The following is a 16,984-nucleotide window of genomic DNA, read 5'->3' on the forward strand; positions in this document are numbered from 1 at the left end:
GAACCCGGATTCACCTCATTGTAAGGCTATTTTGGAAAAACTTTTGATTATGTTATAATAAACGAATTAAATGTACAATTAATTTGGAGGCTACATGCTAACTTTTGAAGAAAAATTAACGATTATTGAATCATTTCCTGAATTAACAAGAAACAACGTATCGCTTGGTCGCGTAAATTTCCATTATGAAGAAAGTTCTTTTGATAAGAAAAACGTTGTCTATCACTTACACCCAAATGGGAACGGCTTTGTTTATGGTGAGTTCCTACAGGGATACGATATGAATGATAAAGGCATGGTTAACATCCGTGACTTCTCTGCTGAAGAACTTCGTAACATCGTAGAGAAATCTATTCATTCATTAGCACCACGTACAGTTGCTGAAGAAGCAATTATCGGCGACAACAAAGATGAGACATGGATGAGCGGTGAGGGACACCTGTTAACACTTGTACACGAAGATGACATGTGGAACGTGTACGCCGGGATTAATTTAGATGGTTGCTTTAACTCATACGGTGAAGCAGCAAACTACTTAGAAGAAGAAGGTTTCAGACGCGTATAATCAAAAACCCCCTTATGGATAACCATAAGGGGGTTTTTGATTTTATGCTACTTCATTCTGACAAGCACCGCTTGTTAAATAGCTATATAAATTGTCATATGAAATTTCGACCATATTTGTTAATGCTTCATCTGTATATGAGCCAATATGTGGTGTAACAAGTACACGTGGGAAATGACTCATTAATTTTTCAATTGTCGGAGATGGTAATTCTTTATTTTTTAAGTTTTTGAAGAAGAAAGCAGACTCACCTTCAAATACATCTGTACCAAATCCACCAAGTGTATTATTTTCAATTGCCGCTAGGATAGCTTCATTATCTTGTAGTTCCCCACGAGATGTATTAATTAAAATCGCATCGTTTTTCATTTTACCAAGGAATTCTTCGTTAATCATTTTATAATTTTGATCTTTAAAGAATGGCACATGAACAGATACGACGTCCGACATCTTTAGTACATCATCTAATGACATATAATCAACAATCTCTTTTGCTGCTTCATTTTCAAATACATCAAATGCAACTACTCGTGCACCTAATCCTTTAAATAATTTTGCAGTTGTAAGACCGATTTTACCTGTTCCTAAAATACCGACTGTACAATTACGAATTTCTTTACTGAACATCGCTGCATCGACCGTGAAGTCTTTATCTTTTGTTTTATTTGATGTATAGGCAGTGTTTCGAACAAGCATCATTCCTAACGTTACTGCAAGCTCTGAAATAGCATTTGGAGAATAAGCTGGTACACGCGCTACTTTAATACCACATTCATCTGCTGTTGCTAGATCAATATGGTTAAATCCAACTGTTCTTGTTAAAATATATTTCACACCATAACTTGCTAGTTTCATAATATTTGCTCGTGTTGCTTTACAGTTTCCACGAATCATAACTGCTTCAGCGTTTTTCGCTTCTTCTACATTCTCATCATTCATTAGGTCTGTTACTAATGTTAAATTATAATTATATTTATTTAACTTCTCAAAGAATGCTTCTTCTACGTCACGTACACCATAACATACTAAATTTACTTTCATTTTCCCCTACCTCCTATATTTTAAGCAAAGATATTAAAATTTCGAATAATTTCTAGAACGACAATCCAAAATGGCATTGCAACAACACCTAAAATTGTTGATAATAACGAACAGTTTGATGTTAAGATAGCCTCTTTATCAAAGCTAATTGCATAAGCTGCTGCTACTGTTGCAGTTGGTGTTGCCATCATAATAACAACTGTTGCTAATGCAACGTGAGAGATTGGTAGAATACCAGTTGCATTTAAAATCATTAATAGAACAATGTTAATTACTGGAACAATTAAAATTTTATTGAAGCTGTAGTACCATGCATCTTTTGTTTTCATTGCATCTTTCAGTGAAATCTCTGCTAATGTCGCACCAATTGAAATCCATGCTAGTGGTGATGCTAACTTCGCTAAATAATCCATTGGTTTAAATAACCAAGGTGCTGTTTGATCAATTCGTAAGAAAGCAAACTCAGATACTTTTCCATTCACCATTACTTCTACTTGTGGCAAGAGTCCTTGGCATAACCAGATGAATAAACCAGCAAATGTTGCAATAACAATTGGATTTAAAAACATCGTTTTGATGTTTTTCTTCTCCATTTTTAAACCCGACATTTTGATATATCCGTATGAATAAAGGAAGATACGGTATCCAATATTAAAGATAGAAGCATACATAACACCTTCTGCTCCGTACACAACACCGATAATCGGAATACCGAAGAATGTTGTTGAACCGAAAATTGTTAAGACACGTAACACATCTTGTTTATCGCCTTGATACTTCATAAATAACGGTTTTGTCACAACAATTAAAATAACATAGATAGCAAGACCCCAAATAAGTAAGTTCATTCCTTGCCTTAATGAATTTGTATCAATATTTTGCATGAATGCTGTAAACGCTAATGCAGGTAATGCTGCTGATAGAATAACACCACTTAATACTTTTGCTGCTTGCGCATTTAAAATGTTTTTCTTTCGTAAATAAAAGCCTAGAAAAATAATAAAGATAGATGATGTAATAGCACTAATAATCTTCATATCTGTTAGTGTATTACTAATTATTTGACCAATATCCATTAATAAGGACCTCCTCATTCGTGAAACATTTCACATTTCAAATTAAAAAAATAAGTTCAGTTTATATTGTGAAATATCGAACAAAGTAATTTAAAAAAATAATGTGTTTTGAATGTGATTATTTTCACAAATGTTTTTGTTTTTGTTTACTCTTATATAGTAAACCTGAATTTACAATTTGCATACGTTATGTAAGTTTTGAAACTTTTTATGAAATTAATGTAAGTGAAGAGCTGAACAAAAATACCTTTAATGATGAACGAATACTTATGCTCTACTCATAAGTATTCGTTCATCATCTCTTCCTTATCCTGTCGATAACGATGCTTGCGAACAGGTCTTCCTACTGTCCCATATTCAATTTGTCCTTCAATTACGCCAAGGTCCTCCATAAAGTTCAGATACTTGCGAATGGATACACGTGATAAATGCAAGGTCGTTACTAATTCTTCTGTTGAAAAAATACGTCCTTCCATACTCTTAATTCGCTCCCAGATAAGTTGTAACGTATGTGTTGTTAAGCCTTTCGGCAACTCAACAGACGTCCCACCTCTATCTTTTGTAAATAGCATTGTATCAATTTCATTCTGATTCAACGTATTTTTCTGTTGTATTAGTTCTATTTGCTTCGCATACCTAAGCAATGATTTTTTAAAACGTTCAAAACTAAACGGCTTCATAATATAGTCCATCGCTCCGTATTGAATTGCTTTTCTCAGATTGCTCGTATCTCTAGCAGCTGTAATAAAAATAATATCAATATCCATTCCTTTTTCGCGGAGATACGCTGCTAATTCAAACCCCGTTTCACCACGCATATATATATCCAACAAAATCAACTGTATATGATTGTGTTCCAAAAATTCAATTGCTTCCTTTATCGAAGACGCACTACCAATACATTGAAAAGATTCTACTTGCTCCACGTAACACTTATTCAATTCAACAACCATTGGATCATCTTCTACAATTAATACGTTAATCATTTGGTCCTATCCTCCTCCTTCGCAGGAAGTACTCCACTATACAAGTTCTATATATAATTGCTGCATTAACTCTTTCTGTTCACCTTGTGTTAGGTATCGCCATTCCCCTTTTGGTAAATCACCTAATTCAATATTCATAATTCGTACACGCTCTAACTTTGTCACTGTATATCCAAAATATCGGCACATACGACGTATTTGACGATTTAAACCTTGTGTTAAAATGATTCGAAAGCTGTTATCACTCATACGCGTCGTAGTACATGGCTTTGTTCTTCCACCAACAATATTTACCCCTTGTGACATTCCTTCTAAAAAGTAATCACTAAATGGTTTATCTACAGTGACGACATATTCTTTCTCATGTCCATATTGTGAGCGCATCATACGATTTACAATATCTCCGTCATTCGTTAACAAAATAAGTCCTTCTGACGCTTTATCTAGACGACCAATCGGGAAAATACGTGCTGGATAATTCACGAAATCAATAATATTCCCCTCAATATGATTGGCTGCCGTACATGTAATACCAATTGGCTTATTCAGTACTATATAAATAGCCTTTTCTTTCTCTGGAATCGTCCGACCGTCAATTAAAACACAATCCCCTTCTTCTACAACACTGTTTTTATCACACGGATAACCATTAATCGTAATACGCTTCGCATCAAGGAGTCTTTTTGTTTCTCGCCTTGAACAATACCCTGTTTCACTAATAAACTTATCTATTCGCATACTATTAACCCTTTCTATCATCAAACAACATTATACTATTCTAACATAAATGATTGATAACGCTATTCTTGCATAGTATATCCATCTTTCACCTTCATATTGAACATAAAAAGACCACCAAGTGTAGACGAGGTGATCTTCTTATTATACATGTTATGTTGTTTTAAATTTCTCAGTCGTTGCACGCATTTTAATAACGAGCTGCTGATTAATATCTGCTGATACCTTCTCTTCAGATTGTTGCAATTCTTTGCTAAATGCGTGTAAATATGCTTCTAATTCTTTCTCTTTTTCAGCACGTTGAGAAGGAGAAAACTGTGTCATAAGTTCGAGCATCTCTGGCAAATCTTTCGTTAATACAGTTTCTAACTTATGCGTGTGCTCATACATACGTCGTTCTTTGTAATAAGGAATATTTCGTAGTGAAACTTCTACAATTTGTTCAATCTTTTCACGTAAATTCTTATTCAGATGCCTACTATGGTGTTGAATACGGTGTAACGCGGGTCCATACTCTTCATGAAAATACAACGCATACAGACCTAACTCAACTTTTTGATGAGGATTTTCTAACTCACGCTTCATATACTCTTTAAATATACGAGATGCATCTATTACTTCTTCTTGTGTAAGTTGTTTTGTTCGTTTTAATTGATGGTGAAACTGTCGCTTCGTATGTTTTGGTAAGTGCTCCATTATTTTTACACGCTTACGTTCATCACTTGCACAGTAAGCAATAGCTAATGTGTCTAGTTCATACTTACCTCGTCTTTGAAACCAATCACCAAATGTACGATGTTGGACAAATGCTTCAATAAATGACCTAGAAGGCGCTGGAAGGTGATTAAACGACTCTATCGCTTCCTTATACGGCTTCTTCCAAGATAAATAAAACTTTCTACCGAGGACCGCTACAGTAATAACCGCTACAACCCCTAAAACAAACAAAAATCCGAGTATAAACAAGAAAACTTTCACAATTGTCATCATGTTCGTTCTACGTCCTTTCTATTTGTTTAGTTTATGTTGGATTAGCTTATTTTTCATTTCGTCATTAAATGTATCTAATTCTTTCACGAACGCTTTACTTGACTGAATAATTCGCTCTGAAGACTCTTCTGAGGCCTGAATGGCCGCAAAAACATTTTGGAATGATTCACGTAGCTTATCCATTCCAATCGCTGGATTTTCCAGTAATCGTGTTGTTTCTTCTGTATTTTGCTTCAATGCACGAGAATTGCTTACTAGCATGGATTCAATTGCATCATTCGTTGCATTTACTGCATCAATAGTATTTCGTTGATTATTTAGTGCTAATTGAATAGAAGCTGATACTGTAACGACATTTCGTGTCATTGTAATAGCATTGCGAATCGCTTCTAATAACTTTTCATTGTTCTTCTTAATGATATCAATAGAGGCAATCGATTGTAACAAAACAGCCTTAGCTTGCTGCATATTTCGAGTTCGAACTAATACTTTTTCTAATGCATCATTAATCAGTGGAACATCTGCTTTTCGCTCTTCTTTCGTTCGCTCCATTTCTAGCATTTCGCCTAATTTCTTACCAAGATATACTTGTCTATCTAACGCGTGAATCTTTTGTTGGGACTGCTCTTTCAATACCCCTAAATTTACGCTATCTTCTTGTAAATTATCACGGCCTATTAACAACGATTTAATAATTTCCTCCACCTGTTTTTCAATGGACTGATATTTATGCATGTATGTTTCGATTGGATTTTTACGGGTTAATTTATTTATGAGGCGTTTCATGCCAGATGCTTGTGTTTGATTTGGATCTAGTTGCGCAACAACGTGACGAAGTTCTAATAATGTTTTCGGGATTTCATCATTCTTCCCACTCATCATTGCAGTAACAGGGCGCTTTAATGTTGTTAATGTTTCACCTGCTTCTTGCTGTTCTTTATCTCCTAGCATAGATAGCTGTTGCAATACATTTGAAAGATCTGTACTACGTTCACTATTCAATTTCTCCACGTACGCGTCAGCCTCTTTATTTAAAGCTACTAATTCTTCTTCTTTAATTACGGTATGAACTACCGGATCTAGATTTTCCTGCTTTTCTGTCATATCTACTAGAATCCCTCCTTCTATATGATACTTTTATTATCTTGTATAACCTCTTTTGTTTCAATATATTACATCAAAAAGAAATTTTCATTTTATTTCCTCTCTTTTTTTTCAACACCGATTGTTGTTCCGATTGCTGTTATAACAGATCCAGCTGCTTGTATCCAACTTCCCGCATCGCCAATCGTTTCATCTTTCCCTTCCTTTTTATCTTTGTTATTCATCCCGTTTATATTACTATTTTCTTTCATTAGCTCTTGCTTTTCTTCTTTCAGCTCCTCTTCTTTAGTCCCTTTTGCACCTTCTTCTTTCTGTGCTTCTTCCTGCTCATCCTCTATATTATATATTCCTTGAAGCGCTTGTAGACCGTTCCCAATCGATTGTAGCGTATTACCAATGGCTTCAATTTGTGAACTAACTACCACGTCCTGTAATTCCTCAATTGCAGCTAACCCCGCCCCTATTGACTGTAAAGAATTCCCTACAATCTCTAATACTTCATTTATCGTGTCTTTCTCATATATATCTAACGTTACACCGATAATAACGGACGTATTACCCAACGCCTGCAGTTCGCCTCCCATTTTTTCAAGAGACTTACCTGGCTGAACAATGACTTGTAGTGCATTCCCTATCGCCTGCAAAGCATTTCCGGCTATCTCATACTTTTCTTTCGCATATTGCTCCTTCGTTAATTCCTCAATTGTCGCAAAAGCAGCGATAACTGTTCCGACAGCTTGTATCCACGCACCACTTACTGTCACAAATTCTTTCCACATCTCCATCGCCACCTTACAGTAAGATATACTATTGTATTCACTCCATAACAGGTGGTTCAAGAAGCCCACATATGATGGGCTATATGTTTGTGCTAGGCGTTAATTCTCTGCTCAAAAAATGTCGCAACAAGCTCTCTGTCCTCACTAGTTATAACCATATTAATTCGTCCTTGAAGATACCCATATAATAACCAGTTAGAACATTCCCTTAGTTCATCGTATTTATCTTTTCGCGCCTTGAAGCATAGGATAATGCAATTTTTTTTCTTCTTGTAATAATACTTAGAAATGTCTTTGTAATCGATTATATACATCCGTTGTACCTGATTTAACTCTCTAACCTCGTATATAAGTAGTTTTTTTCTTGTCCCAAATACGATGAATCGATGTCCAATATCCATCATAATCATCGGCATTATGTAATAATTAGCTGAAAAAAACATCGCACTCAAAAAATTTCCACCTGTTTGAGCAGCATAAAACTTTACTTCTAAAAATTCATCTTTATCAAGTTCAGCCATCGCCATCTCTTCAATCTCTTGTAGATTCTCCATAGCAATTAATCGCTTAACATCTTGCTTCTTTGTCGTTAAATCCCCTACATAACTTTCACCAATCCGCTCAAACTCTTTAATTTTTGCTTCATCCCATTGCTCAAATGTCACATTGTCAATGTTCCACTTTGTATGACTCATCGTATCCCTCCATTCTCTTCTTTAACTTAGGTTTTCCACGTGATATACGTGTATAAATGGCACTCGTACTCATCTGTAATGCTACGGAAATATCATCAATACTCTTATCGAGTAAAAAACGTTGTTTAAATATGTATCTATCTATTTCTTCTAACTCGTTAATAGCTTGTAAAACAAGTATCCTCTTCTCTTTCTTAACAAGTAATTTCTCCAAATCTATATCATCTTGTATTATTACTTCTTCCATCTGTTGCTCGATTTGCTTTGTCTTATATTTTCGTTTGTAATCGAGTGCTTTAAACTTTACGACCGATATCAACCAGTTTTTAAAAGACCCCTTCTTTTCGTCATAATACTCGCTTTTATACCAAATAAGTAATAACACATCGTTATAACACTCTTCTATACTGCTTTTTTCGTTTGGTTCATTCAATATACTCCCAATGACTCCGTATACTAGCTTACTGTATTGAAAAATAAATTGGTTCAATGCATCTAGTTCTTTATCCGCCAATCCATTCAATATCCTTCGCTCATTCATCTACCTTCCCCCTTCACTTATATATACGGATAGTTTTGTTAATTTCTTACACAATTTTGTCGAAAAAAATAAAAAAGGCAAGCAAGCAAGTTCACAATGAACTTACCCACTTACCTTTTTCTTATACTTTCTTTCTACGGAAGAAGAATCCTACTCCTAGGAAGAGTAGACCAATACCTGCTAGCATCATGTTAAAGATGTTTGTACTTGTATTTGGTAATCCACCATCCGGTGTTTTATTAGGTGATATTTCATCATCTTTCGTTTCACCATCTGGTTTATGTTCCTTTTCTTCCGGGTAACTTGTTTTTGCATTCTCGGCTATAACCGTAACATGCTCTGTTTGACCTTTTTCAATTGTAAAACGTAGCTGTGTCACATCTATCTCATAACCTGTTGGTGCTTTCGTTTCAACAAACTGATATTCACCTGGCTTCAAACCATCTACAATGATTTTCCCATTCTTATCTGTCGTTAAGTCTGACTTCAAGATATTCCCTTCCCCATCTTGTAATGCAAACTCTGCACCTGCTAATACAACTTCATGATTATGGCGATCTACCTTCGTTAGCTCAACTGTGCCTGTTGACAACTTATTTTCTGCTGTCACAGTTGTCGCTTTCGTTTGACCTTTTTCAATCACGAATTCAATTGGCGTTTCATCTAACTCATAACCAAACGGTGCTTTCGTCTCAACGAACTGGTATTTGCCTGGCTTTAAATTAGGAACAACTATTTTTCCTTGATCATTTGTTGTGAATCCTGTTGCCAATGTGTTACCGTCTTGATTCTGTAACTCAAACTCTGCATCCGCTAATGTGATTTCGTTGTTCTCAACATCTACTTTCGTTAGCTCAACTGTGCCTGTTGACAGCTCATTTTCTGCTGTCACAGTTGTCGCTTTCGTTTGACCTTTTTCAATCACGAATTCAATTGGCGTTTCATCTAACTCATAACCAAACGGTGCTTTCGTCTCAACGAACTGATACTTGCCTGGCTTTAAATTAGGAACAACTATTTTTCCTTGATCATTTGTTGTGAATCCTGTTGCTAATGTGTTGCCGTCTTGATCCTGTAGCTCAAACTCTGCATTTGCTAATGTGATTTCGTTGTTCTCAACATCTACTTTCGTTAGCTCAACTTCACTTGGGATCAATTCATTTTCTACCGTTACAACCGTTTCTTGACTTCCTACAACCGTAAACTTAATTGGTGTTCCATCTAGCTGATACCCAAATGATGCTTTCGTTTCAACAAATTGATAATCACCAGGTACTAGACCTGAGATAACAATTACACCAGCTTCATTTGTCATAAGTCCTGATTGCAGAACATTTCCGGCCATGTCTTGAAGTCGGAATTCAACACCTTGTAGCTTAATTTCTTTGTTGTCTTTATCAACTTTCGTTAATTCTACAGAACCTGTAATTAACGTGTTTTTTGCTGTGATTGCTTTCGTTACTATTTGACCTTTATCAATTGTGAATACAATTGGCGTCGTATCTAGATGATAACCATTTGGAGCTTTTGTTTCGACAAATTGATATGTGCCTGGGCGTAAACCAGGTACTGTTATTTTACCATTTTCATCCGTTATAAATGTTGATTTCCCTTCAACAACTACTGCTTCCCCTGTACTATCTTGTAATTCAAACTCTGCATTAGCTAACGTTGCATTACTATGTGTAGACACTTTTGTTAACTCAACAGTACCCGGGATTAATGTATTCGGGTGTACAGGAAGGATAAGCATCTCCTTCTGCCCTCTTACAACTTCAAAAGAAATCTCTGTATCATCTAATTCATAACCAAACGGAGCTTTTGTTTCGATAAACGTGTAGTTCCCTGGTTTTAGATTTTCTACAATGATACTACCATTTTCATCTGTTTTACGTATTTCTGGTTCAACTACTTTGCCTGTACTATCTAGTAGTTTGAACTCTGCGTCTTGTAACTTCTCTGCCTCATCATAGCTATCTACTTTAATAAGTTGTACAGCACCTCGAGCTAGTTCATTCTCAAAAGATACGTGTAACATTTCTTGCTGACTTCGTACGATTTCAAATCCAAGTGGCGTTTCATTTAGCGCATAGTCAGTTGGTGCTTCTGTTTCGACAAATTGATAGTCACCTGGCGTCAGATTTTCTACCTTTATTTTGCCATCCACATCTGTTATTTCCTCTTTTGAAATAACTTCAACCTTACCATCCTTTAACTTACGCTCTAAACGGAACTTGGCACCTTCTAATGGTGTTTTCTTGTCATCTTGATCGATTTTTGTTAATTCAACAGAACCAGGAACTAACTCGTTCTCTGCTATTACTTTTTTCACTTCTGTCTGACTCTTACTAATCTCGAATTCAATCGGTGTTTCATCTAACGTATAGTGTTCTGGCGCTTTCGTTTCAATGAGTTTATATATGCCTGGGCGAAGGTCTGTTACTTCTACTTTTCCACCTTCTCCTGTTGTAACTTTTTCTTTCACAACATTTCCATCCTCATCTACTATTTTAAATTCTGCGCCTACTAACCTAACTTCATGATCATCCTTATCCACTTTTGTTAGTTCTACTGCGCCTGGGATGATTTTATTTTCTGCTATTACTTTCTTTACTTCTGTCTGACTCTTACTAATCTCGAATTCAATTGGTGTTTCATCTAACGTATAGTGTTCTGGTGCTTTCGTTTCAATGAATTTGTATCTGCCTGGGCGAAGGTCTGTTACCTCTACTTTTCCACCTTCTCCTGTTGTGACTTTTTCTTTCACAACATTTCCATCCTCATCTACTACTTTAAATTCTGCGCCTACTAACTTAACTTCATAGTCATCCTTATCCACTTTTGTTAGTTCTACTGCACCTGAGATTAGTTTGTTTTCTGCTGTTACTTTCTTTACTTCTGTCTGACTCTTACTAATATCGAATTCAATTGGTGTTTCATCTAACGTATAGTGTTCTGGCGCTTTCGTTTCAATGAATTTATATGTGCCTGGGCGAAGGTCTGTTACTTCTACTTTTCCACCTTCTCCTGTTGTGACTTTTTCTTTCACAACATTTCCATCCTCATCTACTACTTTAAATTCTGCGCCTACTAACTTCATTTCATGGTCATCTTTATCCACTTTTGTTAGTTCTACTGCGCCTGGGATAATTTTATTTTCTGCCTTAACACGAATTATCTCTTTTTGTTCTTGTTCAATCACAAATTCAATTGAAGTTGTATCTAATTCATAGCCGAATGGAGCTATTGTTTCGATAAAGTAATATGTGCCTGGACGAAGATCTGTTACTTCTACTTTTCCATTCTCTCCTGTTGTAACTTTCTCTCTTACAACATTTCCGTCTTTATCGACTATTTTAAATACTGCATCTTTCAACACAACGTCTTGTTTGTCTTCATCCACTTTCATCAGCTCAACTGAACCTGGAATAATTTTATTTGTTGCTTCGACTACTGCCTTTTCTGTTTGACCTTTTTCAATTACAAACTTAATTGGGCTTTCATCTAATTCATATCCAATTGGTGCTTTTGTTTCGATGAAGTAGTATATGCCTGGACGGAGATCCGTTACTTCTACTTTACCGTCATCTCCTGTTGTAATTTTTTCTCTTACAACATTTCCTGCCTCATCCTCTACTCTAAACTCTGCATCTTTTAGGACAATTTCTTGTTTATCTTTATCGACTTTTGTTAATTCTGCTGAACCTGGAATTAGTTTGTTTTCTGCTGTTACTTTCTTTATTTCTGTCTGACTTTTACTAATCTCGAATTCAATTGGTGTTTCATCTAACGTATAGTGCTCTGGTGCTTTCGTTTCAATAAACTTGTATATGCCTGGACGAAGATCTGTTACTTCTATTTTCCCGTTTTCTCCTGTTGTGACTTTTTCTTTCACAACATTTCCTGCCGCATCTTCTACTTTAAACTCCGCACCTACTAGTGTAATGTCATTTTTATCTGCATCGACTTTTGTTAACTCCACCGAACCTGGTGTTAGCTTGTTCTCTGCTGTTACAGATACTTTTGCTCCACCTCGTTCAACTGTGAACAAAATTGGTGTTCCATCTAACTCATAATGCTCTGGTGCTTTTGTTTCTATAAGCTTGTACGTACCTGGCTTCAAGTTCGGAATAGATAAAATCCCGCCATCCTCTGTCTTCAAACCAGATTGAAGTAATGTATCATCTTGGCTGTATAGGCTAAACTCCGCTCCAGCAAGTTTAATTGCTTTATCATCTTTATCCACTTTTGTTAATTCAATAGTAGCTGGAGTTAGTTCATTTTCTGCAACTACCTTAACTATTTCTATCTGGCTTTTTTCAATTGTAAATTTGATTGGTGTTTTGTCTAATACATAATCTTTTGGTGCTTTTGTTTCAACTAACGAGTATTCTCCTGGTTGTAAGTCTGAAATAATAAGTTTCCCATTCGCATCTACTGGTAATCCACGGCGAATTGTTTGACCTTTACTATTTAACAGATTAAAGGAAGCTCCTGTCAGCGGATTTGCACCATTATCTTTATCCACTTTCGTTAACTCTACTGCACCTGAAATCAGCTCATTTTCGACTGTTACAATATCAATTTCTGTCTGTTTCTCCTCAATTGTAAATTCATACTCTTTCGGATTTTTCTTATAATGTTCTAATTCTTGTGTCTCTACAAATTTATACGTGCCTGGATTTAATTCATCGATAAATATCTTCCCATGCTCATCGGTTACTAAGTCAGCTCGAACGATATTTCCTTTATCATCAAGTAAATTAAACTTTACTCCTTGTAACTTTAACGTTTTATCATGTTTATCGACTTTCCTTAATTCTACTGCACGAATAATTTTTTTGTTTTTGATTTCATGAACGGACTTTGCTTCTGTGAAATTTATTTTCTGCTTACCAATTGATACGACATATCCTTCTGGTGCCATATCTTCTTTAAGCACATAATCACCGTATAACAAGTTTTTGATTACTGCTTTTCCTTCAGCATCTGTCGTTATCTTACGAATAGCAATTGTCTCGTCTTCGTTATAAAGTGTAAACGATGCCCCTTTAAGCTTTTCACCTGTAGCTGCATCTACTTTAACAATTTGTAATGCACCTGTTTTTCCGCTTCCCGTACCTGATCCAGAAGTAACTTTGACTGTTACTGAACCTTGCGAATCTTTCTTACCTGTCTTAATCTGTTCGCCTTCGAAGGATACCTCATTGGTTACTTGCTCATTATCAGAGGCGGTAATATACGATTGGTATTCCAACATATAAGCAGAATTAATTGTATTAGGGAATGAGACTTCAAAATATTGATGTCCTTCATCATTTGTGTGAATAACTAACTTATAGTCCTGTTCTTTCGTCAACTCTTTCCCTTTTGTTACTTTTCCAGCCGCATCCACTGTCGTTTCATAAAGGTGGAATGTATCTTCTAATAGGAGTTGGTTTGGACTTGGATTATCAATTAACTTCGCGTTATGAACTTCAGATTGTCCATAGTTAATCTCAACCTTCCAATCTATTAACCTCTGACCCTTTTGTTGTGCTCCAGACTTTGATACATATACATCACCATGTGGAATAGGAACATCTGCTGTAAGGTTAGTTAAAGTTGTATCCCCATCACGAAGCGTCGCTGTATTACGATATACGTCTTGGATGTGTTTCCCTTTAAGACTTGTCTTATACGTAATATCGTACGGTGAATCAATTTCATTCAAGAAGGAAATACGGAAACCTTTATTGCCATCTTTATCTTGAATTTCTGTAATTGTGTAATCTTGATCAAGAATCAATTCTGTTTTACCGTTAGATCCACCATTGGATTGTCCATTTATATCCATATCGTATACCTTCAATGAATTAGGAACTAGTTCTTGGTCAGATAATAGAAAATCTTCTACTGTCGCATTTTTAATCTTTAGTAAATTGTAATTGATTCCGATATTCCATGTGATTTCCTTCGTAGTAGCATCGTATGAACCACGCTTATAACCATTGCTTACTGTATGATTATCTGGGATGAAGTCTGCCGTTGCATCTTTTGTTTGAGGTCTCCCAGATGAATCAATCCACTCAAGCGTTGCTTTATTTGGAAGCTTCTTTTCACCTTTGTTTTCTCTCGCTTCATAATCAAACGACGTCGTATACGTAATTTCATGTTTTTCTGTAATAGGATGTGTAAATGTAATCGTAAAGTTTGTCTCATCTAACACATAATCAGTACCTGGCTTTAACGTTACATTTCCATCACGAATAATTTTTAGCGTAGTAGGGATTAATGTTAATCCTTTATTCGGGAATACATCTGTTAACTTTACATTCGTCATTTCATGATAATCTTCATTGAATGTAATACGCCAATTTGTCGTCTTATCTTTGTAGTTCGTTGTTGTATTGTGCTTCTTTAAGATACCTTGCTGAATTTGTTGTGAGCCTTCTTTCGAAATACCATTTGTGCTCACCTTATTTTTAACAGTTTCTTCTTTGAATACACGTTCATCTGCTTTTGTTTTGTATTCTATTTTATATGCGGCAGAGATGTCTTCTAAAAATTGAATGGTAAACCCATCTTCGACATCGGTAGTAATTGGTACTAATTGATATTTATGTGGTGGCACAAGTTCCTTTTCATTCGGCTTTTCGTTTCCATTTTCATCAATCGGTATTTTATAGATGTTTAATGAACCTTCTACAAAATGCTGACTTTTACTAAATAAGTCTTTTAATATCGCATCCTGTTGTGCAATCGTCTTTTCGTTATAGTTATACTTAACTTCCCATTTGATTACTTGATTCTTCGCATCATATTCAATTGATTTTTTATCTAATGGAGTCCCTCGGCCTACATCAACTCGAGCATCAACGGAGACTTCTGTGAAGTTTTGACCTGATAAAGTCGCTTTATTATTAAATGTTTTCTGCTCTCCATCCGTTATATCTGTTTTGTATACCACTCGGTACGCATCTCGAATAGTTGGTGACTTAAAGTTCAATTGAAAGTCTTGACCATTAATTTTACCAATCTCATATTCGCTCGGATCAATAAGATTACCTTCCGATACAGTCCCATCTATGTCTACATTTAATTCATATACTTTAATGGAGTTCGCTTGTAATGCTTGTCCAGCTTCAATCGGATCACGAAGAACTGCTTGATCTATTTTCTTTAATTGCTTATTAAGATCTACTGTCCATGTGATTTCTGTCGCATTATATCGTTTATTCGGTTCTCCCTTTTTACTAATAGAGGGAACGTCCTTTGGTTGAAAACGAATAGGGGTCTTAATTACCTTCCCGTCTTTAATAGGTACAACGATATCCTTTTCTGTATTTCCATCCATTACGCTCTTAAATTCTGTCCATAAAGCTATATTTCCGTGTACGTTTGAACGTTTTTCGATTTCTTCATTAAATGTCATTGTTACTGTACGATCGGTTGTAACGGTAAATGTTCCTACTTGTACACCGTCTAGCATTAACTTTTCATTCTTTAAATCAGTATGGACTTCAAATAAATCTGGAAGTTTAAATGTAAATGTAGAACCTGCAACATATCCATGATTATTTTCTAATTCCCATTCGTACTCTATTTTCGCTTTAGAGCCTAATTTGATAAGTAAATCAGGATTTTTTTCGGCATCGATGATATTATCTTTTTCATCTTTCAACACCATGTTCGTCAAAATATTTTCTGTTATCTCGACTGGTTCTTTTTTCTTTTCTTCCGGTTTTTCTTCTGGTTTTAACTCAGGCTTTTCTTCTACTTTCTGCTCGGGATTTTCCTTTTGTGCCGTTAGTTGCTTTCCCTCTTCAACTTTAGCACTTTTAGAATGTATTTCTTCCGAGATTAGTGGAATATCAATTATTTTATTTCCTTCCACTGTTATAAAAGTAAGCGATATAACTTCCTTCTGCGAAGCTACTTTCTCATCCAGCTGAGTCTGAATAGAAAAGGTTCCTCTTGCATTAGTTATATCTTCTACTGCTTTCGTAAATTGGATTTTCCCTTTACCATCTTTTCCAACACGAAGACTACCTACTTCTACTTTTTGATCCGTCATTAGAGGACCAACTTGTTCTTTCACTACCATAAGTTCTGATGGTAAGGCAAATGAATAAATGTCTCCTTCTTTTGCTTGGAGTGGCTCTAATGCCCACTCATACTCAACTGTTATGGTTGCTTGTTGGTCTACTTTTTTGTCTTGATTCTTCTTTGCATCTATCACATCATTCTTATCATCTACTAATTTTACATCTGTAAAAATAGTAGGACTACCATTCATTGCTTGTACTGTTAATGGCATTCCTAACGATGTAAGGAACGTTTGAGATAGCAAAATGAAGATAAAGACGATGCTACTTGCTTTTTTGTGCATCCAATTCCCCCTTTATCATCTTTTTACACTTCGTGCATGTCGTTTTTTCTAGTAATCATGACCTTTTATATAACCAAATAGTAGTTATATATATTTAG

The 16,984-nt window shown here is 35.6% G+C and carries 11 protein-coding genes; 1 reads left to right on the forward strand and 10 read right to left on the reverse strand.

Annotation, left to right across the window (positions count from 1 at the left end; genetic code table 11):
- The first annotated feature begins 94 nt into the window (after nt 1-94).
- On the forward strand, nt 95-565 hold the full coding sequence (locus IEV41_RS17640; protein ID WP_188389833.1) for a hypothetical protein: 471 nt from the start codon (nt 95-97) through the stop codon (nt 563-565).
- A 42-nt stretch (nt 566-607) separates the two neighbouring features.
- On the opposite strand, the gene IEV41_RS17645 is transcribed toward IEV41_RS17640, so the two are convergent.
- The 10 genes from IEV41_RS17645 to IEV41_RS17690 all read right to left on the reverse strand — a co-directional run bounded on the left by IEV41_RS17645 (nt 608) and on the right by IEV41_RS17690 (nt 16,886).
- A complete protein-coding gene (locus IEV41_RS17645) occupies nt 608-1,606 on the reverse strand; it encodes a 2-hydroxyacid dehydrogenase (RefSeq protein ID WP_188389834.1) in 999 nt (332 codons plus the stop codon).
- Between the two features lie 20 nt (nt 1,607-1,626).
- On the reverse strand, nt 1,627-2,682 hold the full coding sequence (locus IEV41_RS17650; RefSeq protein ID WP_188389835.1) for an AEC family transporter: 1,056 nt from the start codon (nt 2,680-2,682) through the stop codon (nt 1,627-1,629).
- A gap of 278 nt (nt 2,683-2,960) precedes the next feature.
- On the reverse strand, nt 2,961-3,668 hold the full coding sequence (locus IEV41_RS17655; protein ID WP_188389836.1) for a response regulator: 708 nt from the start codon (nt 3,666-3,668) through the stop codon (nt 2,961-2,963).
- Nucleotides 3,669-3,704: 36 nt separating this feature from the next.
- Nucleotides 3,705-4,406, reverse strand: a complete 702-nt coding sequence (locus IEV41_RS17660) for a pseudouridine synthase (RefSeq protein ID WP_188389837.1) — start codon at nt 4,404-4,406, stop codon at nt 3,705-3,707.
- 153 nt (nt 4,407-4,559) lie between these two features.
- Nucleotides 4,560-5,396, reverse strand: coding sequence for a DUF3974 domain-containing protein (locus tag IEV41_RS17665; protein ID WP_188389838.1), 837 nt, complete (start codon nt 5,394-5,396; stop codon nt 4,560-4,562).
- A gap of 18 nt (nt 5,397-5,414) precedes the next feature.
- Nucleotides 5,415-6,500, reverse strand: coding sequence for a toxic anion resistance protein (locus IEV41_RS17670; protein ID WP_188389839.1), 1,086 nt, complete (start codon nt 6,498-6,500; stop codon nt 5,415-5,417).
- 92 nt (nt 6,501-6,592) lie between these two features.
- The gene (locus IEV41_RS17675) at nt 6,593-7,279 is read right to left on the reverse strand and encodes a DUF6944 family repetitive protein (RefSeq protein WP_188389840.1); all 687 of its coding nucleotides are present in this window, start codon (nt 7,277-7,279) and stop codon (nt 6,593-6,595) included.
- A 92-nt stretch (nt 7,280-7,371) separates the two neighbouring features.
- Complete coding sequence (locus tag IEV41_RS17680) at nt 7,372-7,974, reverse strand: hypothetical protein (protein ID WP_188389841.1); 603 nt, start codon at nt 7,972-7,974, stop codon at nt 7,372-7,374.
- Nucleotides 7,949-8,515 (reverse strand): sigma-70 family RNA polymerase sigma factor, encoded by a 567-nt coding sequence (locus tag IEV41_RS17685; RefSeq protein ID WP_188389842.1) that lies wholly within the window; start codon nt 8,513-8,515, stop codon nt 7,949-7,951. Before IEV41_RS17685 ends, IEV41_RS17680 begins: the two co-directional genes overlap by 26 nt.
- Before the next feature lie 121 nt (nt 8,516-8,636).
- Nucleotides 8,637-16,886, reverse strand: coding sequence for a SpaA isopeptide-forming pilin-related protein (locus IEV41_RS17690; RefSeq protein ID WP_188389843.1), 8,250 nt, complete (start codon nt 16,884-16,886; stop codon nt 8,637-8,639).
- Nucleotides 16,887-16,984 lie beyond the last annotated feature (98 nt).

The sequence above is a fragment of the Priestia taiwanensis genome, from assembly GCF_014638355.1.
In the GTDB taxonomy this organism is placed as follows: Bacteria; Bacillota; Bacilli; order Bacillales; family Bacillaceae_G; genus Priestia_D; species Priestia_D taiwanensis.

Coding starts and splice junctions, on each gene's coding strand:
- IEV41_RS17685 (WP_188389842.1), bottom strand. CDS start 8,515: ATGAATGAGCGAAGGATATTGAATGGATTGGCGGATAAAGAACTAGAT.
- IEV41_RS17655 (WP_188389836.1), bottom strand. CDS start 3,668: ATGATTAACGTATTAATTGTAGAAGATGATCCAATGGTTGTTGAATTG.
- IEV41_RS17690 (WP_188389843.1), bottom strand. CDS start 16,886: ATGCACAAAAAAGCAAGTAGCATCGTCTTTATCTTCATTTTGCTATCT.
- IEV41_RS17675 (WP_188389840.1), bottom strand. CDS start 7,279: ATGTGGAAAGAATTTGTGACAGTAAGTGGTGCGTGGATACAAGCTGTC.
- IEV41_RS17660 (WP_188389837.1), bottom strand. CDS start 4,406: ATGCGAATAGATAAGTTTATTAGTGAAACAGGGTATTGTTCAAGGCGA.
- IEV41_RS17640 (WP_188389833.1), top strand. CDS start 95: ATGCTAACTTTTGAAGAAAAATTAACGATTATTGAATCATTTCCTGAA.
- IEV41_RS17650 (WP_188389835.1), bottom strand. CDS start 2,682: ATGGATATTGGTCAAATAATTAGTAATACACTAACAGATATGAAGATT.
- IEV41_RS17645 (WP_188389834.1), bottom strand. CDS start 1,606: ATGAAAGTAAATTTAGTATGTTATGGTGTACGTGACGTAGAAGAAGCA.
- IEV41_RS17665 (WP_188389838.1), bottom strand. CDS start 5,396: ATGATGACAATTGTGAAAGTTTTCTTGTTTATACTCGGATTTTTGTTT.
- IEV41_RS17670 (WP_188389839.1), bottom strand. CDS start 6,500: ATGACAGAAAAGCAGGAAAATCTAGATCCGGTAGTTCATACCGTAATT.
- IEV41_RS17680 (WP_188389841.1), bottom strand. CDS start 7,974: ATGAGTCATACAAAGTGGAACATTGACAATGTGACATTTGAGCAATGG.